The sequence below is a fragment of the Lysobacter enzymogenes genome (assembly GCF_017355525.1).
Classification (GTDB): domain Bacteria; phylum Pseudomonadota; class Gammaproteobacteria; order Xanthomonadales; family Xanthomonadaceae; genus Lysobacter; species Lysobacter enzymogenes_C.
In genome coordinates, this window is the sequence record NZ_CP067395.1 from 2940113 (window position 1) to 2963265 (window position 23153).

Below are 23153 nucleotides of genomic sequence, written 5' to 3' on the forward strand. Positions count from 1 at the left end.
CCTCAAACCGCTCCCGGCACCGGCTGCAACGACGCCAGCAGCGCCCCGCGCCCCGCATGCGCGCCCAGCGCCGGCCCGGTTTCGACCAGGAAGGCCTGCTCCAGATCGAGCCGCCGCCGCAACGCCTCCAGCAGCCGCTCGCCGTCCTCGCGCGCGTCGCAGTGGCCGACGATGGCGCGCCAGCGCTGCCCGCGCGGCGTGCGCCGGGCGATGTAGCCGGCGAACGCCTCCGGCGCGCCGGCGCGGGCGAACACCCCGCCGACCACGCCGAGGCGGCCGTCGGCGCGGATCCGCGCGATCGGGGTCAGCCCGGTCCAGCGCACCAGCCGCCCGGCCCACGGCGGGATCCGGCCGCCGCGCACCGCGTGCGAGATGTCGCGCGCCATCGCCCAGGTCGCGGTCAGCGGCTTGAGCCGCTCCAGTTCGGCCAGCACCGCGTCCGCGGCGATCCCGTCGGCGGCCAGTTCGGCCGCGCGCCAGGCCAGCAGCGCCTGGCCGCCGGCGGCGTTGCCGGTGTCGAACACCCGCACCCGCCGCGCATCGCTGCGCGCGGCGGCCTGTTCGCCGGCCTGCAAGGTGCCGGAGACCGCGCGCGACAGGCCCACGTACAGCACCTGTTCGCGATGGCCGAGCAGGAAATCGAAGACCCGGCGGAAATCGCCCGGCGGCGGCTGACTGGTGCGCGGCAGCTCGCCGCCGGCGGCCATGCGCCGGTAGAACTCGGCGGTGCTGAGCCCGGCCTTGTCGAGATAGTCGCGGCCGTCCACCGACACCCGCACCGGCACCAGCGCGATGCGGTAGCGCTCGGCCAGTTCCTCGGGCAGATCGGCGGCGCTGTCGGTGGCCACCGCCAACGCCTGCGCACGCTCGATGCTGCGCTGCTGGGCGAGCATGTCGTCGGCCTTCATGCCTTCGACCGAACCGAACCTTGCGCAGACGTCGAACAGCGCCTGCGGCGCGCCGACGTGGCCGTGCACGCGCATGCGTGTGGCGCCGCCGGCGAGCACCAGCGAATCGGCGCCGATCGCCTCAAGCGCGTCGCGCAGCGCCTCGCGCGGCAAGCCCTCGCCGAGCAGCAGGCATTCGCTGCACCAGCGCTTGAGCGGGTCGACCGCGTCGTGCGCGGCCGGCACCGCCTCGCCGTGGCCGTGTTCGTGTCCGCAGGCCTCGTTGGCCGCGGCCGCCGCCGCGCGCATGCGCAGCGCGCGCGGGCCGCCGTCGACGAATTCGGCGATGCCTTCGAGCAGGTCGACGAAGCCCTGCGCGCCGGCGTCGACCACCCCGGCGCGCTGCAGCACCGCCATCTGCGACGGCGTGCGCGCCAGCGCGCTGCGCGCACGCGCCAGGGCCTGGACGAAGCCCGGGCGCGGGTCGCCGTCGGCGCTGGCGCGCGCGGCCTCGTCGAGGGCGTCGGCGAAGGCGTTGATGACGCTGAGGATGGTGCCCTCGACCGGATGCGCCAGCGCCGCGCGCGCGTTGCCGGCGCCGTGGCGCACCGCCGCGGCCAGGGTCGCCGCGTCCAGCACGGGTTGGGCGCGCGCGTACTCGGCCACGCCGAACAGGAACTGGGCCAGGATCGCCCCGGAATTGCCGCGTGCGCCGTCGATGGCGTCGTCGCCGACCTGCCTGAGCAACTCGCCGATGTGCCGGCTGCGCCGGCTCAGCGCCCCGTTCAGCAGGCTGCCCAGGGTGTAGGCCAGGTTGCTGCCGGTGTCGCCGTCGGCGACCGGGAAGACGTTGATGCGGTTGAGCGCGTCGCGCCCGGCGATGACCCGGCGCGCGCCGGCGATCAAGGCCCGGCGCAGGGCCGGGGCGGTCAACGGCGGGCGGGGCGTCGGCATGAACGGGAGTCTGGCGCAAATGCGTGCCACGGTTTGCTGCGGCGCACAATGGGCGCCGCCGCGAGCCGCCGGATTCGGTACGGTTTTCGCGTTATAGTCGGCAACTGCCACGACCCCCGGGCGGGGTCGCGCCGCTCCCAAGGATTCCGCCATGTTACGGATCTGCCTGTGCCTGCTGTTCCTGTCCGCGAGCCTGGCGGTGACGCATGCGAGCGCGCGCGAGGTCAGCAAGCTCAGCCCGAACGACGCCTGCTCCAGCAGCAACGCGGCGGCCAAGGACGTCCCGGCGCGGGCCCAGTCGCGCGGCGGCAATCCGCCGCAGACCGCGCGCGACACCAAGGCCAAGCCCAGCGTGCATAGCGACAGCGACAGCGGCAACCGGCTGCAGTCGCCGCGCTGGCATAATTTCCTGCCGGGCATGTTCCGCTGACGCGCGACGCTTAGCCCGCCTTTCGCCGGGTCCGCCTTGTTCGAGTTCCTGCGCCGCCTGCGGCGGCCCGCCGTCATCGACGATGCCCTGTGGCGCGACACCGTCGCCGCGGTGCCGTGGGCGCAAGCGCTCGACGCGCCGCGCCGCGAGCGCCTGCGCGAACTGGCCGCGCGCTTCCTGCACGAAAAAACCATCAGCGCGATCGGCGAGTTCGAACTCGCCGACCTGCAACGCGCGCAGTTGGCGACCTTGTGCTGCCTGCCGCTGCTGGAGTTCGGCAGCGAAGGCCTGCGCGGCTGGTCGCAGCTGATCGTCTATCCCGAGGCGTTCCGGGTCGGCCGCACCCACCTCGACGCGGCCGGCGTGCTGCACGAATGGGAAGACGAGTTGATCGGCGAATCCTGGGACGCCGGCCCTTTGATCCTGTCCTGGGCCGACGTCGCCGCCGACTGCGCCGACCCGCGCGCCGGCTTCTGCGTGGCCGCGCACGAGATGGCGCACAAGCTCGACGTGCTCGACGGCGCGCTCGACGGCACCCCGCCGCTGCCGCGGCCGTGGCAACGCGAATGGGCGCGCGATTTCCAGAGCGCGTACGACGCGTTCATCGAGGAGGTCGACAGCGGGCGCGAGACCTTGATCGATCCGTATGCGGGCGAAGCGCCGGAAGAATTCTTCGCCGTCGCCACCGAGTACCACTTCAGCGATCCGCAGTTGCTGCGCGAGGCGATGCCGGAGGTGGCCGAGCATTTGCGGCGGTTGTATGGGGCGTCGCCGTTCGCTTGAGGATGCGGCGGCTGGCGTCGATGCCGCAATAGGCTGGCGGCGTCGTTGACGACGATTCGCGGTCGCGGCTTGCGCCGCTCCTACAGGTAGATCGCGTTTTCCTGTAGGAGCGGCGCAAGCCGCGACCGCGACAACACACCTACATCGAAATCCTCGCGGCGCCCGCGCTCTCCCGCGCCGTGCCCACCCGCTCACAACCCCGGCGGCAACTTCACTTCGAACCGCGTACCGCCGAGTTCTTCGGACGCGATGACATCGAGCGTCCCGCGATACCCGCGCACCAGATCCTGCACGATCGCCAGACCGATGCCGTGGCCCTGCACGCGCTCGTCGCCGCGCACGCCGCGCTGCAGGATCGTGGCGACCTTCTCGGCCGGAATGCCCGGGCCGTCGTCGTCGACCGCGAGCAACAAACCGGGACGCCGGTTGGACGCGGTCTCGCCGGGCTTGACCGTCAGCAGCACCCGCGAATTGGCCCACTTGAACGCGTTTTCCAGCAGGTTGCCGAGCAGTTCCTGCAGATCGCCCGGCTCGCCGTGGAACTGCACGCCGTCGGCCAGATCGAACTCGCACAGGATGCCCTTGGACGCGTACACCTTCTCCAGCCCGCGCACGATTTCCTCGGCGTGCGGCTCGATCGCGATCGGCGCAGCGAACAAGGCGTGGCCGCCGGACGCGGCGCGCGCGAGCTGGTACGACACCAGCTCGTTCATGCGCCGCAGTTGCAGGTTCAAGTCCTCGCGCAGCTCCGGATCCAGCGGCGCGCCGTTGCGGTCGTCCAGGCGCGCGTGCAGCACCGCCAGCGGCGTTTTCAGGCTGTGCGCGAGGTCGGCCAGGGTGTTGCGCTGGCGGTCGAGGTTCTCGCGCTCGCTCTCGATGAAGGCGTTGATGCTCTCGGTCAGCGGCTCCAGCTCGCGCGGATGGCGCTCGCTCATGCGCGAGGCCGCGCCGCGCTGCACGCGCTTGAGCTCCTCGATCACGCGCTGCAACGGACGCAGGCTCCACTGCATGATCAATGCCTGCAACAGCAGCAGGATCACGCCGGCGCCGCCGAGATAGCGCCACAGCGCCTGGCGGAACACGCCGACCTGATGGCGCAGCTCGCTGGTGTCCTCGAGGATGTAAATCGTGTACTGGAACTCGCTCTTGGGATCGCCGTCGACGCTCCAGATCAGGCCGCGCCCGTAGCGGTACGCCTCGCCGGACTTGCCGTTGATCTCGGTCAGCGACAGCGGGCCTTCGAAGGACTCCTCGGCGGCCTTGAGCATGCCGCCGTCGGGCAGCACCGGCCCCTGCGCCGACATCGAATCCCAATGCCCGTTGGGCAGGATCACTTCCGCGTACAGGCCGCTGCCCGGACGGTCGAAACGCGGGTCCGGCGGGTCGTAGGGCGGGATGATTTCGCCGCCGCGGCCGAAGTCGGTGTCGGCGGCGTAGGCCAGCGCATAGCTGGTCAGGCGCTGGCGCAGGTTGTTCTCGGCGGTTTCCAGGAATGCCCGGTCCAGGGCGACGCCGGCCAGGGCCAGGAACGCGAGCAGGCCGAGGCTGGCGGCCAGCAACTGGCGCGCGCGCAGCGAGCGGGGTTGGCCCCAGCTCATGGCGATGCGTGGGCCGTCCGGCCCGCTGCGGTGGAAGACGCGGGCCGCATGGGTCCGAACTGCTCCTGGGACCGAACTGGGAGAAAGTGCTTGCCGCCGCGAATGCGGCGGCCTATTGGATCGCCGCCGTGCGAAACCTGTCAATCGGCGGACGATGGCGCCGCGAGGGGCGCGTCAGCGGACGGACAGCTCAGTCGCCGCTGCGGGGGATGGCGAAACGGTAGCCGCGGCCGCGCACGGTCTCGATCGGCTTGAGCGCGCCGTCCGGATCGAGCTTCTTGCGCAGACGGCCGATGAAGACTTCCAGCACGTTGGAGTCGCGGTCGAAATCCTGCTGGTAGATGTGCTCGGTCAGGTCGGCCTTCGAGACCAGCTCGCCGGCGTGCATCATCAGATATTCCAGCACCTTGTATTCGTAGCTGGTCAGATCGACGTTGCCGCCGTTGACGCTGACCGTCTGCGCGGCCAGGTCGAGCATCACCGGGCCGCATTCCAGGGTCGGCTTGCTCCAGCCGGCGGCGCGGCGGACCAGGGCGTTGAGGCGCGCCAGCAGTTCTTCGACGTGGAAGGGCTTGACCAGATAATCGTCGGCGCCCTGCTTGAGGCCTTCGACCTTGTCCTGCCAGCTCGAACGCGCGGTCAGGATCAGCACCGGGAATTTCTTGCCCTCGTCGCGCAGGGCCTTGATCAGTTCCATGCCCGACATCTTGGGCAGGCCCAGGTCGATGATGCCCAGGTCGAACGGCACTTCGCGGCCCATGTACAGGCCCTCCTCGCCGTCTTGCGCGGCATCGACCGCGAAGCCCTCGCGCTTGAGGCGCGCGGCCAGGGTCTCGCGCAGCGGCGCTTCGTCTTCGACCAGCAGAATTCGCATGGGCACTCCCTTGATAAATTGCGGCCCGACAGGATCGTTTTGCGGACCGTCGGAGCGAAGGTTAGTCGTTATTGTTGTCGTCGCGGCGTGTAGGGCGGTCGTCGTCGCGGCGCCCGCCCCGTTGCTGCGGGTCGTCCATGTATACCCGGACCCGGCCGCTGGAATCGACCACTTTCACCCGATTGACGTCGCGGCCGTCGAAGGGAACGCGCTCGGCGCTCAAGACCTGGCCGCCGCCGCTCTCGCGCTCGAACCGACGTACCGAGTCGGACAGGGAGCTGCGTTCCTCGCGGCGCTCGTGCCCGCGCCAGCGGCCGTCGTCGTGCTGCGCCCAGGCGTTGCCGGCCGCCAGAAAGGCGACGAGCAGCAGCGAAGGAGCACGGGCAGTGCGGAGGCGCATGGCGTTCGTGACGAGTCCCCGGCGGAACGATATGGTGGCGAATAAGCGACGTGCCGGCATTTTCGGAACGCAGCGGTGAATCCGATCTGAACTTTCCCGGGCCTTCCGGGCGGCATTCAGCCCGTGCGGAACCGGGTCACATCGTAGCCGTGCGGACGGTTGCCGGGCCCGCGCGGCGCTCAGAACACCTCGCCGACGCAGCAGCGCAGCGAGCCGCCGGCGGCCTCGATCGCGTCCAGCTCGACCGCGGCCACGGCGAATCCGGCCGCCGCCAGCGCCTGTTGGGTGGCCGGGCGGGCCGCGCGGGCGGCGCCGGCGCTCATCCAGACCGTATACGTCGACAGGGCGATCGCGTTGGCGACGAAACCGGCCTGCTCGGCCGCGTCGAGCACGATCCCGCGCGGGCCGTAGAACCCGGCGATGGCCGCGGCCACCGCCGGATCGGCGAAGCCGGCGGGGCTGACCAGCGCGGCGCGGCCGGCCAGCACCGCCAGCACCACATTGGTGTGGTATTCGCCGGGGGCCAGGTCGAACAACAGGGTCGCGCGCAGGCCGAAGGCCTCGTGCATCAGCGCCGCGCCGCGCTCGTCGCAGCGCTCCGACAGCCCGGCGTAGCCGAGGCCGCGGGCGCGGTCGATCACCAGCGCGCCGGTCAGTTCGCACGGGTGCGGCTGCTGCGACAGGTCGCGTTCTTCGTAGCCCAGCACCTGCTCGAAGAAGCGGCGGATGTCGGCGCGCCCGGCTTCGAGCTGGCGCACCGGATGGCGCATGCGCCCGACCAGGTAGCGCGGGCCGGCGCCGGCCGCGCGCGCGGTGGCGAAGACGTTGTTGGGGAACAACGCGTCGGGGGTGGCGGCGTCGCCGGCGAAGCAGATCGTCGGCAGGGTCTGCGACAAGGCCAGATGCAGATCGCGGTGCTGGGCGCCGGCGCGGACGGGGTCGAAGTCCTCGGCCGCGGCCATGTAGCGGTTGTCGCCGGCCGACTGCTCGGCGCGGGCGAAACCGTCCGGGGCGACCAGGAACGCCGCGCGCGCGGTGGCCGCGCCGAAGTCGGGCGCGAGGCCGCGGGCGTGGTCGAAGAAAGCGGTCGGGTCGCGGGTGATCATCGGTCGGCGCTCATGCGGACAATCGATACGCGGCGGCGCGGCCGCGCCGGCCACGGCAGGAACGGGACGCGCGCTCAGGCGGCATCGCGCCCGGCGAAGGATTCGGTGACCTCCAGGGCGCGCTCGATCAGCGCCCAGTCCGCGCCGGGGCGGTGCGCGCCCTCGCTGAGGATCTGGCGGAACGCGCGCCCGCCGCGCTCGCCGTGGAACAGGCCGAGCAGGTGGCGGGTGATGTGCTTGAGGAACACGCCGCGTTCGAGCTGGCCTTCCACGTAAGGCCGCAGCGCGCGCAGCAGCTCGGCGCGGCTGCGTTCGGCGCCGCCGAACCAGGCCGCGTCCAGCCGGTGCAGCAGGTAGGGGTCGTGATAGGCGGCGCGGCCGAGCATGGCGCCGTCGGCGTGCTCCAGGTGCGCGGTCGCCTCGGCCAGGTCGGCGATGCCGCCGTTGACCACCACTTGCAACTGCGGCCGCTCGCGCTTGAGCTGGTAGGCCCAGTCGTAGCGCAGCGGCGGCACCTCGCGGTTCTCCTTCGGCGACAGGCCCTTGAGCCAGGCGTTGCGGGCATGCACGACGAAACTGCGGCAGCCGGCCGCGGCGACCCGGTCGACGAAGTCGAGGAACACCTCGAAGCGGTGCTCATCGTCGACGCCGAGCCGGCACTTGACCGTCACCGGCACGTCGCAGGCGGCGATCATCGCCGCCACCGACTCGGCGACCAGATCCGGTTCGCGCATCAGGCAGGCGCCGAAGCGGCCGGCCTGGACCCGGTCGGACGGACAGCCGCAGTTGAGATTGATCTCGTCGAAGCCCCACTCGGCGCCGATCCGCGCCGCCTGCGCCAGCAGCGCCGGCTCGCTGCCGCCGAGCTGCAGCGCGACCGGGTGCTCGACCGGGTCCATCGCCAGCAGCCGCGGGCGGTCGCCGTGGATGACCGCGTTGGCGTGGACCATTTCGGTATACAGCCGGGCGTGCGGGGCGATGCTGCGGTGGAAGACGCGGCAGTGGGTGTCGGTCCAGTCCATCATCGGCGCCACCGACAGGCGCACCTGCGGCGCGGCGATGGCGGGAGAGACGGCGGCAGGGGTGGGAACGGCGTTCATCGCGGCCATTGTAAGGCCTCGGGCGCGGGCGCCCCGGACGCGGCCGGTCGGCCCGGTGCGGCCGTCGCGGCTCGGCGCGCCTGCGGGTGCCACACCGCTCCGCCCTGCCTGGAGCGGTGCTGCGGCGAGCCGGCTTGCGCACAACCCCGTCCAGACGGTTCGCCGGGTGTGCCTTGGATCGCCGAAAAACTGCGACTGTCTCTAGGCATTCGGCGCCGGATCTCGTCGGCGCGAGCGATCTTTACGTGTTTTTCATCTGCGAAGGCAGAGCTTCAAGCAGCGCCTGGACGCGCCCAAGGGGGACGTCGGCCTACCGCCGCCATCGCTATGCACCCACTCCATCGACGTTCGCGCAACGCCGCCGCGCGTCTGGCTGCCCCGCTGGCGGCGCTCGCGCTGCTGTGCGCGCCGGCTGCGCAGGCCCAGTTCAAGGTTTCCTCGACCTTCCGCAACAACACCGAGGCTGGCTGGACGATCACCGGCACCAACCCCGGCACCAACCGCAGCGGCATCCTCACCGGCGGCTACGGCGCCATTCCGAACAACGTCAACGATGCCAACGGCAGCGGCTGGCTGCGCCTGACCACCAACCTCAACAACCATCAGGGCCAGGCGCTGTATACCGGCGGCTCGTTTCCCTCGACCCAGGGCGTGACCATCGAGTTCGACTACGTCAACTGGGGCGGCAACGGCGCGGACGGCACGACCTTCTTCCTCTACGACTCCGGCGGCACGATGAACGGCGCGCCCGGCGGCAGCCTCGGCTATTGCGGCGGCAACGGCGCCTATCTCGGCCTTGGCCTGGACGAGTTCGGCAATTTTTCCGGCCAGTTGCCGGGCGTCTCCGGCGGCTGCCCGGCCAACAGCGGCAGCCCTGGCAGCCAGGCCGACCGTCTGGTGCTGCGCGGTCCGGCCAGCGACAACTATCGCTGGCTGGCCAATGCGGCGGTGAGCGGCGGCATCGACTCGCCGAGCGCCACCACCCGCCCGACCAGCAACCACCTGATGGTGGCGTTGATCCCGAACACGCCGCAACCCGGCTACACCGTCACTGTTTCGCAAGGCCCGACCGGCGGCACCCAGGCGACGCTGCTCAACAACGTCAACTTCAACTACACCGCGCCGGCTACGCTGCGCATGGGCTTCGCCGCGTCCACCGGTGGCGTCAACAACATCCACGAGGTGCGCAACGTGCTGGCCTCGGTGCCGGCCGACGTCGGCATCACCAAGACCGTTTCCGCCGCGCGCATCCGCCGAGGCCAGCCGGTGACCTACACTTTGGTCGTCAGCAACAACGACATCAATGCGGTGGTCGCCGGCAATCAGGCGCCGACCATTCCCGGCACCGACGCGGCCGACATCACCGACACCTTCCCCGCCCAGGTGACCGGCGCGAGCTGGACCTGCGCCGCCAGCGCCGGCTCGACCTGCCCGGCCGCCAGCGGCACCGGCAACATCGCCATCACCGGCGGCTATTCGATGCTGCCCGGCGGCACCTTGACCTTCACCGTGACCGGCACGGTCGCCAACAACGCCACCTGCAACGGCAACGTCGCCAACACCGCCACCGTCGCCTTCTCCGACACCGACCGCTTCGGCGACATCAACGCCGCCAACAACAGCGCCAGCGCGAACTTCGCGGTCGACTGCGTGAACCTGTCGGTCGACAAGACCGCGACGCCGGCCAGCTTCACCGCCGGCGGCACCGGCACCTACGCCATCGCCGTCGCCAACGCCGGCAACATCGCCACGGTCGGCCAGCTCACCGTCACCGACGCGCTGCCGGCCGGGCTCAGCGTGCCCGACGGCGCGGTCGCCCTCGGCGGCGCGAACGCGGCCAACTGGGCCTGCACCGCGGCCAGCAACGTCCTCACCTGCCAAAGCAATACCGCCATCGCGGCGGCCGGCAGTTCCAGTTTCTCGTTCGCCGTCAACGTCGCCTTCGCCGCGACCGGGCCGTTGGTCAACACCGCGCGCGTCGCCGGCGGCGGCGATCCCAACTGCACCCTGGCCACGCCTTGCCCCGACTCGACGCCGACCAGCACGCCGGTGGTGCGGCCGTCGGTCAACCTGCGCATCCGCAAGGATGACAGCAGCGCCACCTACACGCCCGGTGGCAGCACCAGCTACGTCCTTACCGCCTGCAACCAGAGCGGGCCGGACGCGGCCAACGGCGCCACCATCACCGACAACCTGCCGGCCGGCGCGACCCTCGCCGCGCCGGGCTGGACCTGCGCCGGCAGCGGCGCCACGCCGGGCACCTGCCCCGCCGGCGGCGGCGCCGCGGGCAACACGTCGATCAGCGTGACCGGCATCGTCCTGCCGGTCGGCGGCTGCGTCAGCGTGACCGTGCCGGTGAACTTCAGTTCCAATCCGGCCAACTACTGACGCGCGCCGCGGGCGCCATGAAAAAGGCCGCGCGGCCTGGCCGCGCGGCCTTTTGGTTTGCGCTGTCGGAGGGCGTCATCACGAGCTCACCGTCACCCGCCAGCAACGCTTGCCCTGCTGGACCCAGTCGATCTCCACCGGCAGGAACTTCTCGATCAGACGCGCATTGCTGGACAGATGATCGCTGACGAAGGCGGTGGTGAACTCGCCGCCACCGGCCAGCGCCATCGGCAACAGCAACTGGTCGGACAGGTATTCGCCGACCGCCGCATCCGAGCTCAGGTACTCGGACACGCGCCGCGCGAGGCCGACGGCGATCTGCTCGGCGCCGACGCCGCGCTCGCCGAGCGCGTCGAACAGCTCGGTGTGCTGGCCTTCGCCGTCGACCCGCAGCATCAGCACGTTGGCCGGGCTCTGCGCAGTCGGCGCGCGGCGCAGCTGCAGCGCGTCGGGGCCCAGCTTCAACTGCTCGGCCAACACCTGCAGCTCGCGCTGGCCGATCGAGTCGGCCAGCGAGGCCAGCAACGCGGTCGCCTGCAGGCGCGGCGCGGGGTCGCGCTCGACGAAACTCGCCTCGCGCAAGGCCGCGCCCGGCGCGATCCGCAACTGCACGCACCCGCCGCCGGCCGGGAAGAAACCGTGCCGCTGCAGCGCGAACGAAGCGTCCACGCCGAAACGGCGCAGCGCCGGCAGATAGCACTCGGCCAGGAAGTCGGCGCTGGGCGCGAGCGGGTTGTGGGTGCCGCCTTCCACGATCAGCTCCGACGCCGCAGCGCAGGACCACAGCGCCGGCAACACCGTCTGCAACACCAGCGTCGCCGAACCGGCGGTGCCGATCGAGAAGCGGTAGCGGCCGGGCTGGACCTGGCCGGGCACGAAGCGCAGCGTGGTAGCGCCGAGCTGGGCGCCGTCGACGTAGGCGCGGCCGATCTGCGCGGCCGCGCCGACCGCGGTGAGGTGCTGGCGCATCAGGCCGGGGCGCTTGCGCTTGGCGCGGATGTGCTGCATCTCGAACGCGGTGCCGGTGCACAGGCTCAGCGCCAGCGCCGTGCGCAGCAGCTGGCCGCCGCCGCTCGCGCCGCTGATTTCGATCATTTCCATTTTCTTGTCCATGGTCTTTCTCGCGCGCGCGGGCTCCGCCGCGCGCTGTCGTTTCCTTTCGTGGTTCGGTGCGGGCGGCTTGCGCAGCCCGCGGTACTGGTTGAATTCGCCGCTCGCATCCATTCGTCGCTCAACCCTTCACGCAGACGACTTGACGCAAGGTGTGCACGATCTCGACCAAATCGCTCTGCGCGGCCATGACCGCGTCAATCGACTTGTAAGCGGCCGGCGATTCGTCGACCACTTCGGCGTCCTTGCGGCATTCCACGTGCGCGGTGGCGCGGGCGTGCTCCTCCAGGCTGATGCGCTTCTTCGCCTCGGTGCGGCTCATCACGCGGCCGGCGCCGTGGCTGCAGCTGTGGAAGCTGTCGGCGTTGCCGAGGCCGCGCACGATGAAGCTCTTGGCGCCCATGCTGCCCGGGATGATGCCGAGCTCGCCCTTGCGCGCGCTGACCGCGCCCTTGCGCGTCACCAGCACGTCCTTGCCGAAGTGATGCTCGCGGTTGACGTAGTTGTGATGGCAGTTGACCGCCTCGGCCTGGGCCTCGAACGGCTTGGCGATGGCCTTGCGCGCCGCCTCGACGACGTGCCGCATCATGATCTCGCGGTTGCTGCGCGCGAACCGCTGCGCCCAATCGACCGCGAACACGTAGTCGTCGTAGTGCTCGCTGCCTTCCGGCAAGTACGCGAGGTCCTGGTCCGGCAGGTTGATCATCCAGCGGCGCATGTCCTGCTTGGCCAGCTCGATGAAGTGGCTGCCGATCGCGTTGCCGACGCCGCGCGAACCCGAGTGCAGCATGAACCACACGCGCTGTTCCTCGTCCAGGCAGACTTCGACGAAGTGGTTGCCGGTGCCCAAGGTGCCCAGGTGGTTCAAGTGGTTGCTGCGCTCGAGCTTGGGATGCTTGGCGACGATGCGGTCGAAACCCTCGTGCAGGTTTTCCCAGGCCTGCAGCGACGCCGCCGGCGGGTTCGCCCACGCGCCTTTGTCGCGCTGGCCTCGGCCGATGGTGCGGCCGTGCGGCACGGCTTTTTCGATCGCCGCGCGCAGCGGGCCGAGCTGATCCGGCAGATCGCTCGCGACCAGGGTGGTGCGCACCGCGATCATGCCGCAGCCGATGTCCACGCCGACCGCCGCCGGCACGATCGCGCCGAGGGTCGGCACCACCGAGCCCACGGTCGCGCCCTTGCCCAGGTGCACGTCGGGCATCACCGCGATCCAGCGGTGCACGAACGGCAGCTTGGCGATGTTGCGCAGCTGCTGGCGCGCTTCGTCTTCGAGCGGTACGCCGCGGGTCCAGTGCTTGATCGGCACCGAGCCCGGGTCGTGGATGACGTCGTAGTTGGCGTTTGCGTTCATGGGTGCAGTTCCTGCTGTTCGGGCTTCGTGCCCGTGGCTCGGTCGAGCCGGTGAGATCGGATTCGTAGACATTCAAGAGCGCGGCCAGCGCATGCGCCGGGCCGCGGATGCGGCTGATACAGAAAACGCTACGCACGGAGACGAGGATGCGGCGGACACGTTCAAACGGTCAGGTTTATGTAGTCCGCCGCGCATTCGCCGCGCGGGGCGTCAAAGGGTGCGGCCGTCCTGCGACCAGGTTTGGCGGAACGTTTTCCCTGTGCTCTCCCACTGAGCTACCGTCGTTACAGTCCGTGACGGGCGGGAGTCGAACCCGCGACCGCAGGGGTACGATGTAGTTCCACCGGCATTCGCCGGACGACCGCGTAAACAAGCAAATCAAAAACCGAAACATCGAGACCGAAGGTGCGGCCGTCCTGCGACCAAGGACGTGGAACGTCTTCCTCGGGCTCTGACGCTGAGCCGCCGTCTTGCGACGTGGTCGGGTTCGAAGCCGACCGCAAGGTTCATGTAGTTCCGACAGCATTCGCAGAACAACCGCATAAACCGAAAACAAAAAACCGACACATCGAGACCAGTGGCGACGGAACGTTTCCTGCTCTAACCAACTGAGCTACCGCCTTGCGGCGGGCGGGACTCGAACCCGCGACCCGGACATTAATGGTGTAGTTCCGCCAAGCATTCGCGATGCGTCGGCCGCCCAACCGGGCCGGCGGGCCCTATCGCCCGCCGGCGTCTTCCCTGCGCCGCCCCGCACCTCCGTGGCGCGTGCGGCCGGCGGGCCGTCCTGGCCCGCCGCGCGGATGCGATCCGTGCATCCACGTCGCGGCGCGTCCTTGCGCCGCTGCGGCGACTTCCGTGTCGCCGCTTGTCGCTGCTCGGCAGCCCAGCCTCACAACGGTATCGATCCGATCCGCTCGGCCCAGCGCGCGCTGTCGCCGCCCTGCGCGGCGAACACCGCGATCAGGTCGAACACCGCGTCGCTGAAACCGCCGACGTGCAACACGTCGGCCGACTCCACGGTCTGCGCGGTCGCCACCGGCTGCAAGTCGATGCAGACCAGCCGCGCCTGCGGGTTGCGCGCCTTGATCTGCGCCCACTCGCGCATGGTCGCGGTCGCGCCGCCGTGGCGGGTGTCGCGCCAGCTTTCGTTGTCGGACACCAGCACCATCAGGTCGACCTTGGCCTTGCTGCGGTTCAACTCCGCGAACGGCGCGCTGACCGAGGTGCCGCCGCCGCACAACGCGGCGAGCTGACCGGCCTGGGTCATGACGCTGTCGCGCGGGTTCAAGCGCAACGGCCGCACTTGGGTGTCGAACGGCAACACCCGCGCGCCCGGGTTGCTGCGCTGGATGCAGGCGGCGATCAACGCCGCCACGTCCACGCAACGCACCTTGCTGGTCGCGCCGGGGCGGTAACCGGTGACCGGCGAGCTCATCGAGCCCGACACGTCGACCGCCACCACCACCGCGCCGTCCAGCGTCGGCACCTGCCGGGTCGCGATCTCCATCGCGTCCTGCAAGGCTTCCAGGATCGGCGCCGGCAAGCCGGCACCGGCGCTGTACGCGCTCATCAGCTGGTACGGGAACACCCGCCCCCGGCCGATCGCTTCGGCGTCGGTCAACCGCGCCGCCACCTCGACCACCATCGCCGGGTCGTCGAACACGCCGTTGCGCTGCAAGGTGTTGAGGTTCATGCGCAGGCTCTGCCACGACATGCTCCGCGCCAACTGCGCCCACTGCGCCGCACTCAGCGGCAGCGAGCTGAAGTGCTGGAACGGCAGCTTCGGCAGCGGCCCGGACGGATCGCGCTTGAACGCCTCGTACGCGCGCACCGGCGCCGGCAACGCCGACTCGTCGCAGGGCTTGCCGATCAGCCAGGCGTACAGCGCGGCGCGCTGCGCGTCGGCCGGCTTCGGCCGGACCATCTTGATCACGTCGGCGAGCGAGGGATCGTTGCCGACCGCCGCGGCCAGCAACTGCTCGACCGAGGCGTTCTGGATCCACTGCCGCACCAGCCGCTTCGGCCGCGAGCCCAGCGAACGGCGGCCGACCCGGCCGCTGCGCAGGATCTGCACGAAGTTGCGCAGCATGCGGCCGTTGTCGATCACCTGGCCGAACGCGCGCTCCATCGACTCGCCGTCGCGCAGGCTCAGGCTGGCCAGCAACAGCGCCGGCATGTCCTTCATGTGGCCGCGCTGGCGGGCGTAGACCGCGGTCTTGGCGACGAACTCGGCATCGACCGCGGCGCTGAGCTGGAGCACGTAATCGAGCTGCTCGCCGGCGCTGGCGTAGAAGGTGCCGTTCAAGCAACCGGTGGCCGCGTACAGCGCCAGCGCCGACTCGGGACGACGGGCGTAGGCCACGCCGCCGGCCTCGTTGCGCACGCGCGCCGCCGGAGCCAGGCGGCTACGGAGGGAAGCGAAGAGCGAAGTGTTGGCCATCGGGGCATTCCTTGGTTCGGGACTTGCCAGGACTAGAGCAATGACCGTGCCAACTTTTCCGGAGCAACACCAACCGATTGATTTAAAAGAAATCAGATGAAATACGACCGTCGGCACTCGTCAGCAGACCCGATCCGTTTCTATACTTGAATATACGAATTTATCTGATCGGATATCCCCATGAAGCGCCAGGTCGTCATCGGCATGCTCGGCACCCAGCTCGACGCCGCCTCCGGCGCCGGGCGCTGGGAGAAGTGGCGTCCGACCGTGTCGCTGGGCATGCACGAGGACTTCCTGCTCGACCGCATGGAGCTGCTCGCCGACGAGCGCCGCTTCGCCAAGCTCGCCGGGCAGGTCGCCGCCGACCTCGTCCAGGTCTCGCCGGAAACGCAGCTGCGCCGCCACGACCTGTACCTCAACGATCCCTGGGACTTCGAGACGGTCTACGGCGCGCTCGACGACTTCGTCCGCGGCTACGAGTTCCGCCCGGACGAGGAGGACTACTACGTCCACATCACCACCGGCACCCACGTCTCGCAGATCTGCTGGTTCCTGCTGGCCGAGAGCCGGCTGTTCCCGGGCCGGCTGTTGCAGACCGTGCCGCCGCGCAAGCAGGACGGCCGCTCGCCGGGCGGTTTCGCGGTCATCGATCTGGACCTGTCGCGCTACGACCGCATCGCGCAGCGTTTCGCCGAACAGCGCCTGCACGATCGCGACCTGCTCAAGAGCGGCATCGCCACGCGCAACCCGGCCTTCAACCGCATGATCGAGCAGATCGAAACCGTGGCCACGCGTTCGAAGTCGCCGCTGCTGCTGATGGGCCCAACCGGCGCCGGCAAGAGCCAGCTGGCGCGGCGCGTGTTCGACCTGAAGAAGCAGAAGCATCAGCTGCCGGGCCGCTTCGTCGAGGTCAACTGCGCGACCCTGCGCGGCGACGGCGCGATGAGCACGCTGTTCGGCCATATCAAGGGCGCCTACACCGGCGCCTCGGCCGACCGCGCCGGCCTGCTGCGCTCGGCCCACCAGGGCCTGCTGTTCCTCGACGAGATCGGCGAACTGGGCCTGGACGAGCAGGCGATGCTGCTGCGCGCACTGGAAGAAAAGCGCTTCCTGCCGGTCGGCGGCGACAAGGAAGTGGAGAGCGATTTCCAGCTCATCGCCGGCACCAACCGCGACTTGCAGGTCAGCGTGCTGGAAGGCCGCTTCCGCGAAGACCTGCTGGCGCGCCTGAATTTGTGGACGTACCGGTTGCCCGGCTTGGCCGAGCGCGCCGAGGACATCGAACCGAACCTGGAGTTCGAACTGGAGCGGCACTCGCGCGAGAACCACCAGCGGGTGACCTTCAACCGCGAGGCGCGCGAGCGCTACCTCGCCTTCGCGCTCAGCGGCGAGGCCAGCTGGAGCGGCAATTTTCGCGATCTCGGCGCCTCGGTGATGCGGCTGGCGACGTTGGCCGAGGGCGGGCGCATCCGCGCCGATCTGGTCGACGAGGAGATCGGCCGGCTGCGCGCGCAATGGCACGGCGCGCGCCCGGCTTCGCTGCTGGACGAAGCGCTCGGCGCGCAGGCCGCGCAGCTCGACCGCTTCGATCGCGTGCAGCTCGACGACGTGCTGAGCGTCTGCCGGCGCAGCAAGAGCCTGTCGCAGGCCGGCCGCGAGCTGTTCGCGGTGTCGCGCGCGAGCAAGGCCAGCAGCAACGACGCCGACCGGCTGCGCAAATACCTCGCGCGCTTCGGCCTGGATTGGGAACGCGTGCGCGGGTCGGGCTGAGCGGCGGCGCCCGCGCGGACCTGGCGCGGCGCTTGCGCCGCCGCGAGACAGTTACAGCACGCCTGCGTTGCGCAGTTCGTTGTTCGCCACCACCGCCGCCGCGTCCTGCGGCAGCCCGGCCGGACCGGTCACGCAGCTGACGAACACGTAGCGGCGGCTGCCGCTGGTCAGCAGGCCGACTTGCCAGCGCACCGCTTCGGCGCCGGCATCGACCGCGCCGGTCTTGATCATCGGCGGCACGCCGCCGCGCATCGCCCCGGCGGCGGCGATCACCCGGCCGCGCGAGGTCATGATCCAGCCCGGCGGCTCCAGGCCTTCGCTCACGGCGGTCGTGGCCTGGCGCGAAACCGGCAGCTGATTGCCGAACAGCTTCTGCAGGAAGCTCATCTGCTCGCTCGGCGAGATCCGCAGCGAACCGCCGTTCCAGTACTCGCCGCCGCTGCGGGTGTCGGCGTTGCCGTAGCCGAAGCGGCTGAGGTATTCGCCCATGCGCACCGAACCCATCTGCTGGTCGATGTCGCGGAAATAGCCGGGGTTCGACGAGGCCAGCGCGGAATCCAGGGTCTGGCCGTTCGACACGCTGTTGGCGCGCACCACCGAGGCGTCGAGCCCCGCGACCGCCGCGGCCAGTTCGAAGGTCGCGGCCGGCGACACCTGGCGGTCGCAGCCGTCGGCCGGCCGCCGGCGCAGTTCGCCGCCGCCGAGTTCGCTGAGCAGGAAGCAGGCGCGCACCGGCGTCGGCTGCGGCGCCTGCGCGGCTTGCGCCTGCGCCCGGTAGCGGTAGTCCTGCGCCGCCAGCGGCGCCGCGGCCGCGGCGCACAACGCGGCGACGACGAGGGGAACGAGACGGCGACGGGTGGCGCGATCGATGGCGTACATGCCTGCGGCTCCTTGCAGCGGCGCGACCGGCCTCACGCCGGCCCGCCCGGGCAGACGCGCGCGAACGCGCGCGGGAGGCCCAGGATGCCATGCCCGGCGCGCGGTTTTCGAGCGCGCCGGCGCCGATCCGGCGAACGCCGCCGGATTGCGCACGATCGCCATTGCGCCAGCGGGATCGATCCCGCCCGACCGATTTCGCCGGTTCGATCCCTCCGTCCCGATCCCGCCCGCTCGACCAACGCCGCGTCCGCACGCAACTCCGCCAGCGCCCGGCTTGACCGCAAGCGCGCTTGAGGTCCTATCCTCGCGTCTTTCCCGCCGCGACCCGACCGCATGAGCGCTGCCCCGCCCCCGCCCGACCCCATCGCCGACGGCGACGCCCAGGAAGGCGCCGCGCCGGTCGCGCGCGCCGAAGGCCGTCGCGGCGAGTGGTCGGTGATCGCCTCGCTGCTGCCTTACCTGCGCCCGTACGCCGGCCGCATCGCCATCGCCCTGCTGATGGTGCTGGCGGCCAAGCTGTTGAACCTGTACGTGCCGATGGCGCTCAAGCAGCTGATCGACCGGCTCAACGTCCCGGTCACGCCGCTGTTGCTGCCGGTCGGGCTGTTGCTGGCCTACGGCGCCTCGCGCGTCGGCGTGACCTTGTTCACCGAACTGCGCCAGGTAGTGTTCGCGCGGGTCATGGCGCGCACCTCGCGCCAGGTCACCCTGCAGGTGTTCCGCCATCTGCACGGCCTGAGCCTGCGCTTCCACCTCGCCCGCCGCACCGGCGGCGTCGCCCGCGACGTCGAGCGCGGCGGCAGCGCGATCGCCGACCTGCTCGACTGGACGCTCTACACCATCGTCCCGGTGCTGATCGAAGTGGCGCTGGTGACCACGATCCTGGTGTGGATCTACGACTGGCGCTTCGCCGCGGTCGCGATCGGCACGCTGCTGCTCTACGGCCTGTGGACGGTCGCGGTGACCGAATGGCGCACCCGCTACTACCGCGCCTCGGTCGAAGCCGACACCCGCGCCAACGAGCGCGCGGTGGATTCGCTGCTGAACTACGAAACGGTCAAATACTTCAACAACGAGGAGCACGAAGCGCGCCGCTACGACGACAACCTGCGCCAGCTCGAAAACGCCCAGGTGATGTCGATCAAGACCCTGGCCGTGCTCAACCTCGGCCAGAGCCTGACCGTGGCCTTGGGCGTGACCGCGATGATGTGGCTGGCCGCGCAAGGCGTGGTCGAAGGCCGCATGACGGTCGGCGACCTGGTGCTGGTCAACGCGTATCTGCTGCAACTGTCCGCGCCGTTGTTCATGCTCGGCATGATGTACCGCGAGGTGAAGCAGGCGCTGACCAATATGGAACGCCTGTTCGGCCTGCTCGACGAGCGCCAGGACGTGCGCGACGGCGACGCCGCCGCGGCGCTGGCCTCGACCCGGCCGGCGGTGCGTTTCCGCGACGTGCGCTTCGGCTACGACCCGCGCCGCGAAATCCTGCGCGGCGTGGATTTCGAAATCCCCGCCGGCGCCACCGTCGCCGTGGTCGGCCACTCCGGCTCGGGCAAATCGACCCTGGCGCGCCTGCTGTACCGCTTCTACGACGTCGACGCCGGCGCGATCGAGATCGACGGCATCGACCTGCGCGCGCTGGCCCAGTCCTCGCTGCGCGGCGCGATCGGCATCGTTCCGCAGGACACGGTGCTGTTCAACGACACCATCGGCTACAACATCCGCTACGGCCGGCCCGAAGCCGATACCGCCGAAGTCGAAGCGGCCGCGCGCGCGGCGCACATCCACGACTTCATCGCCGGCCTGCCCGACGGCTACGACACGCCGGTCGGCGAGCGCGGCCTGAAGCTGTCGGGCGGCGAGAAGCAACGCGTGGCGATCGCCCGCGCGCTGCTCAAGAACCCGTCGATCCTGATCTTCGACGAAGCCACCTCGGCCCTGGATTCCAAGTCCGAACGCGCGATCCAGTCCGAACTGGACCGGCTGGCGGTGGGCCGCACCACCCTGGTGATCGCGCACCGCCTGTCGACGGTGATGGACGCCGACCAGATTCTGGTCATGGACGCCGGGCGCATCCTCGAACGCGGCACGCATGCGCAGTTGCTGGCGATGGACGGGGTGTATGCGCAGATGTGGGATCTGCAATTGCGGCAGGGCGAAGAAACCCCGGCTTGAGCCGTCGCCGCGATCGCTCCCTGCAGGAGCGGCGCGAGCCGCGACCGCGCAGCTTCGAGCCCGCGTCGCGAGCCAGGATTCGCGCATTCGCAGCTTCAGGCTTGCGCCGCAAGCCGGGATTCGCGGTCGCGGCTTGCGCCGCTCCTACAGGCAGGCCAGCGGGCAGCGCGGTTATTCGGCGCTTTCGGGTTGCCAGATCATGTAGACGTCGGCGCGCTGGTAGTGCGAGCCGGGCCGCGGCGCCGGGTGGTGGCGGAAGCCGACGCTCTCGTACAGCTTCAGCGCCGGGGCGAGCTTGGTGCTCGATTCCAGGAACAGTTCGCGCCCGCCCATCTGCTGGAACGCGGCGATCACCCCGCGCATCAGCTGGCGCCCGATGCCGGCGCCGCGCAGTTCCGGCGCCACCGCCATCTTGGTCAGCTCCACGCTGCCGTCCGGATGCGGCAGCAACGCCACCGTGCCCAGCGCGCGGTCGTCCGCGTCGACCGCGAACAGGATGCGGCCGCCGCCGGCGAGCAAGTGGGTTTCCGGATCGCCGAGCACTTCGCGGTCGATCGGTTCGACCGCGAACCAGCGCTCCAGCCATTCGATGTTGAGGCGGGCGAAATCGGCGCGCCAGCGCGGGTGGTAGTCGACGATGCGGACCGATGCGGCGGGTGAAGAATCGTTCATGCCGCGATCATAGCCGCGCCCGGGCGCAGCGCGCTGCGGCGAGGCGATGGGATGATCCGTATACGACGGCCAACCGCCGCCGCGACGCTCAGCCCTTGCCCTGCCCCTTGCCGGACTTGTCCTTGGTCGACGCCTTGCCCGCGGGCTGCGGCTTGCCGGACTTGCCCTTGTCGCCCGGCTTGCTCTTGCCGCCGCCGGCCTTGGCGTCGTTGGCCTTCGCCGGCGCCGGCGTTTCCACATCGCGGAACGGCCGGTTCGGAAAGTCGCGGCGCAGTTCGCTGTCGATCAGGATCGGCCGGCCCCAACGGTCGTACGTCGGCACGAAGCCGCGCTTGAGTTTGTGGAAATCGCCCGAACCCGGCTTGATCCCCAGACGCTGCGCGACCGCGCCCCAGCCTTCGGCGTGGTCGCGGTCCCACTCGTCGACCACGTAGCGGCACGGCCGGCCGAGCACCTGGGCGATGGCGCAGGCGTAATAGACATCGCCCGGGGTCCAATGGCGGCGGTCGAGCAATTCGCCGACCAGTTCGCGCGGCGCGCCGTAGTAGCGCACCATCTCGTCCACGAACGGCTCGCGATAGCGCGCGCCGTAGCGGTTGATGTCGCCGAGCCACACATCGACCCAACCGTCGCCGCTGCGCGGCTGCCAGCCCGCCGGCAAGTCCTGGGCGTGCAGCGGCGTGCCCAGCAACGCGGCCAGCGAGGCGGTCAGGGCGAAGAATTTTCGTTTCAGCGGATGCGGCATGGCGGGTTCCTCGCGTCGTCGTCGCGTCGGCAGCGTCGCTGGAGCCGCAGGGCGCAAACCTCTGCTCTGGACTCCCGGGTCGAACGTGCGGGCCGGGTCGCGCCCGAATCGCTCGTGCCCGGACTAGATCGGGCTGAGCGCGCGCGGATCAACGCGCGCCGTTTTCCCGATTCAGCCGGCAGCCACCGCACGTTAGCGATCCAGTCAGCGCGGTGGCGTCAGCGCGAAATCGTGAACTTGCCGAACGCCACGCCGAGATCCCAGCCGCGGCCGGTACCGGCCAGCGCCAGCGAGACCTCGCCCTTGGTCATCACCTGGGCCTTGCTCGAACGCGCCGCGCCGGCGTGGGCTTCGGCGGTGGCGTAGCTGCCGAGCACGTCGGAGATGCTGTGCACGCCGGCGAATTCGCCGGTGCCGTGATCGATCCGCGACTTGCCGACGGTCAGGCCGCCGCCCTTGGCGCTGATCTTGACCCCGAAACTCTGGCCGTTGCTGCAACTGACCGTGCCCGAGCCCGACGAGGTCTTGTAGAACACCGACCAGCCCGACATCGAGAAGCGCAGCTTGCAGGTCAGCGTGTCGCGCGCCGCGGCGGTGCCCGGCAGCGCCAGCGCGGCCAGCAGCGCGATGGCGAGCGCGACGCCGCGCAGGCGGCGGGGTCCGGAAGCGGAGACGGAAACGTGGGGCATGACGGGCCTCGTGCGGACGGAGCGCGGTCGCCGGCGGCGGCCGCGGGAGGGCAGGCTATCACTCCCGGCTTGCGCTCGCTGTCGCAACGGACGCGCACCGCGACGTTCTGGATCGGCGGCCAGCGCGCGCCGGCCGCAAACAGCGACGGCGCCCGAGGGGCGCCGTCGTGGCAGGACTGGCGTGGCGCCGGCCTACGAAGCCGATGCGCCGCGGCGAGCCCGGATCAATCGTCGTCGCGGCCGCGCCAGTGGCCGTTGTGGCGGCCGCGGTCGTAATAGCGGTTGTCCCAGCGATGGTCGTTGCGGCGGTCGTAGCGCGCATCGTAATAGCTGCTGCGGCACTTGCCGTGGTGGTTGCAATCGCGGTCGTAGTAGCGATTGTTGTAGTAGCGGTCGTTGGCGTAATAGCGCGGCGGCGGCGCCGGGCGATAGCGGTAATCGACGTAGCGCGGGGCGTTGCGGTAGTAGGTCGGGCGGCCCCAACGGTCGCGCACCACGATCAGGCGGTCGTTGTAGCCGTAGTTGCCGTAACGCCAGTACGGGGTGTTGTTGCGCACGATCACGTCGGCGATATCGACGATGACCCGGGTCAGATCGTCGGCACGGGCCGGCGCGGGCAGCGCGACGGCCGCCGCGCCGAGACCGGCGGCGAGGGCGACGGGGGCGAGCCAACGGGTAAAAGCGGTCATGGCGGTCTCCTGGGGGATGCCCGCATCGTCGGCGGGCAGTGCGACTGTGCGGCCGCCAGGGTGAACCGGTTTTTAACCGTTCGCGTCGCCTTCACGGCCGCTCAGTCGCG

19 protein-coding genes are annotated in these 23153 nt (G+C 70.5%); 5 read left to right on the forward strand and 14 right to left on the reverse strand.

Annotated features, from left to right (window positions below; translation table 11 throughout):
• Nucleotides 1-2: 2 nt before the first annotated feature.
• Nucleotides 3-1841 (reverse strand): DegV family protein, encoded by a 1839-nt coding sequence (locus JHW38_RS12250; RefSeq protein ID WP_207526173.1) that lies wholly within the window; start codon nucleotides 1839-1841, stop codon nucleotides 3-5.
• A 151-nt stretch (nucleotides 1842-1992) separates the two neighbouring features.
• Here JHW38_RS12250 and JHW38_RS12255 point away from each other — a divergent pair, with 151 nt between their 5' ends.
• The gene (locus JHW38_RS12255) at nucleotides 1993-2271 is read left to right on the forward strand and encodes a hypothetical protein (protein WP_207526174.1); all 279 of its coding nucleotides are present in this window, start codon (nucleotides 1993-1995) and stop codon (nucleotides 2269-2271) included.
• A 36-nt stretch (nucleotides 2272-2307) separates the two neighbouring features.
• Complete coding sequence (locus tag JHW38_RS12260; protein WP_207526175.1) at nucleotides 2308-3054, forward strand: zinc-dependent peptidase; 747 nt, start codon at nucleotides 2308-2310, stop codon at nucleotides 3052-3054.
• Between the two features lie 191 nt (nucleotides 3055-3245).
• Here JHW38_RS12260 and JHW38_RS12265 read toward each other — a convergent pair whose 3' ends face one another.
• The 5 genes from JHW38_RS12265 to dusA all read right to left on the reverse strand — a co-directional run bounded on the left by JHW38_RS12265 (nucleotide 3246) and on the right by dusA (nucleotide 8132).
• Nucleotides 3246-4652 carry an ATP-binding protein gene (locus JHW38_RS12265; protein ID WP_207526176.1) on the reverse strand — a complete coding sequence of 469 codons (1407 nt, stop codon included), beginning with the start codon at nucleotides 4650-4652 and terminating at the stop codon, nucleotides 3246-3248.
• 190 nt (nucleotides 4653-4842) lie between these two features.
• Nucleotides 4843-5526, reverse strand: a complete 684-nt coding sequence (locus JHW38_RS12270; RefSeq protein WP_031372686.1) for a response regulator transcription factor — start codon at nucleotides 5524-5526, stop codon at nucleotides 4843-4845.
• 61 nt (nucleotides 5527-5587) lie between these two features.
• Nucleotides 5588-5926: a hypothetical protein gene (locus tag JHW38_RS12275; RefSeq protein ID WP_207526507.1), complete on the reverse strand. Its 339-nt coding sequence runs from the start codon at nucleotides 5924-5926 to the stop codon at nucleotides 5588-5590.
• 179 nt (nucleotides 5927-6105) lie between these two features.
• On the reverse strand, nucleotides 6106-7032 hold the full coding sequence (locus JHW38_RS12280; protein ID WP_207526177.1) for an arginine deiminase-related protein: 927 nt from the start codon (nucleotides 7030-7032) through the stop codon (nucleotides 6106-6108).
• Nucleotides 7033-7106: 74 nt separating this feature from the next.
• On the reverse strand, nucleotides 7107-8132 hold the full coding sequence (gene dusA / locus JHW38_RS12285) for a tRNA dihydrouridine(20/20a) synthase DusA (RefSeq protein WP_207526178.1): 1026 nt from the start codon (nucleotides 8130-8132) through the stop codon (nucleotides 7107-7109).
• 327 nt (nucleotides 8133-8459) lie between these two features.
• Here dusA and JHW38_RS12290 point away from each other — a divergent pair, with 327 nt between their 5' ends.
• The gene (locus JHW38_RS12290) at nucleotides 8460-10520 is read left to right on the forward strand and encodes a DUF11 domain-containing protein (protein ID WP_207526179.1); all 2061 of its coding nucleotides are present in this window, start codon (nucleotides 8460-8462) and stop codon (nucleotides 10518-10520) included.
• Between the two features lie 78 nt (nucleotides 10521-10598).
• On the opposite strand, the gene rtcA is transcribed toward JHW38_RS12290, so the two are convergent.
• The 3 genes from rtcA to JHW38_RS12305 form a co-directional block, all read right to left on the reverse strand.
• The gene (rtcA, locus tag JHW38_RS12295) at nucleotides 10599-11633 is read right to left on the reverse strand and encodes an RNA 3'-terminal phosphate cyclase (RefSeq protein ID WP_242691339.1); all 1035 of its coding nucleotides are present in this window, start codon (nucleotides 11631-11633) and stop codon (nucleotides 10599-10601) included.
• 118 nt (nucleotides 11634-11751) lie between these two features.
• Nucleotides 11752-12981, reverse strand: coding sequence for an RtcB family protein (locus JHW38_RS12300; protein WP_207526180.1), 1230 nt, complete (start codon nucleotides 12979-12981; stop codon nucleotides 11752-11754).
• Nucleotides 12982-13873: 892 nt separating this feature from the next.
• Nucleotides 13874-15424 carry a TROVE domain-containing protein gene (locus JHW38_RS12305; protein ID WP_207526181.1) on the reverse strand — a complete coding sequence of 517 codons (1551 nt, stop codon included), beginning with the start codon at nucleotides 15422-15424 and terminating at the stop codon, nucleotides 13874-13876.
• A gap of 180 nt (nucleotides 15425-15604) precedes the next feature.
• Between JHW38_RS12305 and rtcR the strand changes: the two genes are divergently transcribed.
• Nucleotides 15605-17194 (forward strand): RNA repair transcriptional activator RtcR, encoded by a 1590-nt coding sequence (gene rtcR, locus JHW38_RS12310; RefSeq protein ID WP_207526182.1) that lies wholly within the window; start codon nucleotides 15605-15607, stop codon nucleotides 17192-17194.
• 51 nt (nucleotides 17195-17245) lie between these two features.
• On the opposite strand, the gene JHW38_RS12315 is transcribed toward rtcR, so the two are convergent.
• A complete protein-coding gene (locus JHW38_RS12315; RefSeq protein WP_207526183.1) occupies nucleotides 17246-18073 on the reverse strand; it encodes a penicillin-binding transpeptidase domain-containing protein in 828 nt (275 codons plus the stop codon).
• A 333-nt stretch (nucleotides 18074-18406) separates the two neighbouring features.
• Here JHW38_RS12315 and JHW38_RS12320 point away from each other — a divergent pair, with 333 nt between their 5' ends.
• Nucleotides 18407-20248, forward strand: a complete 1842-nt coding sequence (locus tag JHW38_RS12320) for an ABCB family ABC transporter ATP-binding protein/permease (RefSeq protein ID WP_207526184.1) — start codon at nucleotides 18407-18409, stop codon at nucleotides 20246-20248.
• A 171-nt stretch (nucleotides 20249-20419) separates the two neighbouring features.
• On the opposite strand, the gene JHW38_RS12325 is transcribed toward JHW38_RS12320, so the two are convergent.
• The 4 genes from JHW38_RS12325 to JHW38_RS12340 all read right to left on the reverse strand — a co-directional run bounded on the left by JHW38_RS12325 (nucleotide 20420) and on the right by JHW38_RS12340 (nucleotide 23043).
• Nucleotides 20420-20920, reverse strand: coding sequence for a GNAT family N-acetyltransferase (locus tag JHW38_RS12325; RefSeq protein WP_207526185.1), 501 nt, complete (start codon nucleotides 20918-20920; stop codon nucleotides 20420-20422).
• A gap of 88 nt (nucleotides 20921-21008) precedes the next feature.
• Complete coding sequence (locus tag JHW38_RS12330) at nucleotides 21009-21665, reverse strand: hypothetical protein (protein WP_207526186.1); 657 nt, start codon at nucleotides 21663-21665, stop codon at nucleotides 21009-21011.
• A gap of 218 nt (nucleotides 21666-21883) precedes the next feature.
• Nucleotides 21884-22354, reverse strand: coding sequence for a hypothetical protein (locus JHW38_RS12335; RefSeq protein WP_207526187.1), 471 nt, complete (start codon nucleotides 22352-22354; stop codon nucleotides 21884-21886).
• A gap of 224 nt (nucleotides 22355-22578) precedes the next feature.
• Nucleotides 22579-23043 (reverse strand): hypothetical protein, encoded by a 465-nt coding sequence (locus tag JHW38_RS12340; RefSeq protein WP_207526188.1) that lies wholly within the window; start codon nucleotides 23041-23043, stop codon nucleotides 22579-22581.
• Nucleotides 23044-23153 lie beyond the last annotated feature (110 nt).

What these genes read in the sequence shown, in the direction of transcription:
- JHW38_RS12265 (WP_207526176.1), bottom strand. Translation starts at nt 4,652, where the DNA reads ATGAGCTGGGGCCAACCCCGCTCGCTGCGCGCGCGCCAGTTGCTGGCC.
- JHW38_RS12305 (WP_207526181.1), bottom strand. Translation starts at nt 15,424, where the DNA reads ATGGCCAACACTTCGCTCTTCGCTTCCCTCCGTAGCCGCCTGGCTCCG.
- rtcA (WP_242691339.1), bottom strand. Translation starts at nt 11,633, where the DNA reads ATGGACAAGAAAATGGAAATGATCGAAATCAGCGGCGCGAGCGGCGGC.
- JHW38_RS12250 (WP_207526173.1), bottom strand. Translation starts at nt 1,841, where the DNA reads ATGCCGACGCCCCGCCCGCCGTTGACCGCCCCGGCCCTGCGCCGGGCC.
- JHW38_RS12340 (WP_207526188.1), bottom strand. Translation starts at nt 23,043, where the DNA reads ATGACCGCTTTTACCCGTTGGCTCGCCCCCGTCGCCCTCGCCGCCGGT.
- JHW38_RS12325 (WP_207526185.1), bottom strand. Translation starts at nt 20,920, where the DNA reads ATGAACGATTCTTCACCCGCCGCATCGGTCCGCATCGTCGACTACCAC.
- JHW38_RS12320 (WP_207526184.1), top strand. Translation starts at nt 18,407, where the DNA reads ATGAGCGCTGCCCCGCCCCCGCCCGACCCCATCGCCGACGGCGACGCC.
- JHW38_RS12270 (WP_031372686.1), bottom strand. Translation starts at nt 5,526, where the DNA reads ATGCGAATTCTGCTGGTCGAAGACGAAGCGCCGCTGCGCGAGACCCTG.
- JHW38_RS12280 (WP_207526177.1), bottom strand. Translation starts at nt 7,032, where the DNA reads ATGATCACCCGCGACCCGACCGCTTTCTTCGACCACGCCCGCGGCCTC.
- JHW38_RS12255 (WP_207526174.1), top strand. Translation starts at nt 1,993, where the DNA reads ATGTTACGGATCTGCCTGTGCCTGCTGTTCCTGTCCGCGAGCCTGGCG.
- JHW38_RS12290 (WP_207526179.1), top strand. Translation starts at nt 8,460, where the DNA reads ATGCACCCACTCCATCGACGTTCGCGCAACGCCGCCGCGCGTCTGGCT.
- JHW38_RS12330 (WP_207526186.1), bottom strand. Translation starts at nt 21,665, where the DNA reads ATGCCGCATCCGCTGAAACGAAAATTCTTCGCCCTGACCGCCTCGCTG.
- rtcR (WP_207526182.1), top strand. Translation starts at nt 15,605, where the DNA reads ATGAAGCGCCAGGTCGTCATCGGCATGCTCGGCACCCAGCTCGACGCC.
- JHW38_RS12335 (WP_207526187.1), bottom strand. Translation starts at nt 22,354, where the DNA reads ATGCCCCACGTTTCCGTCTCCGCTTCCGGACCCCGCCGCCTGCGCGGC.
- JHW38_RS12300 (WP_207526180.1), bottom strand. Translation starts at nt 12,981, where the DNA reads ATGAACGCAAACGCCAACTACGACGTCATCCACGACCCGGGCTCGGTG.
- JHW38_RS12315 (WP_207526183.1), bottom strand. Translation starts at nt 18,073, where the DNA reads ATGTACGCCATCGATCGCGCCACCCGTCGCCGTCTCGTTCCCCTCGTC.
- JHW38_RS12275 (WP_207526507.1), bottom strand. Translation starts at nt 5,926, where the DNA reads ATGCGCCTCCGCACTGCCCGTGCTCCTTCGCTGCTGCTCGTCGCCTTT.
- dusA (WP_207526178.1), bottom strand. Translation starts at nt 8,132, where the DNA reads ATGAACGCCGTTCCCACCCCTGCCGCCGTCTCTCCCGCCATCGCCGCG.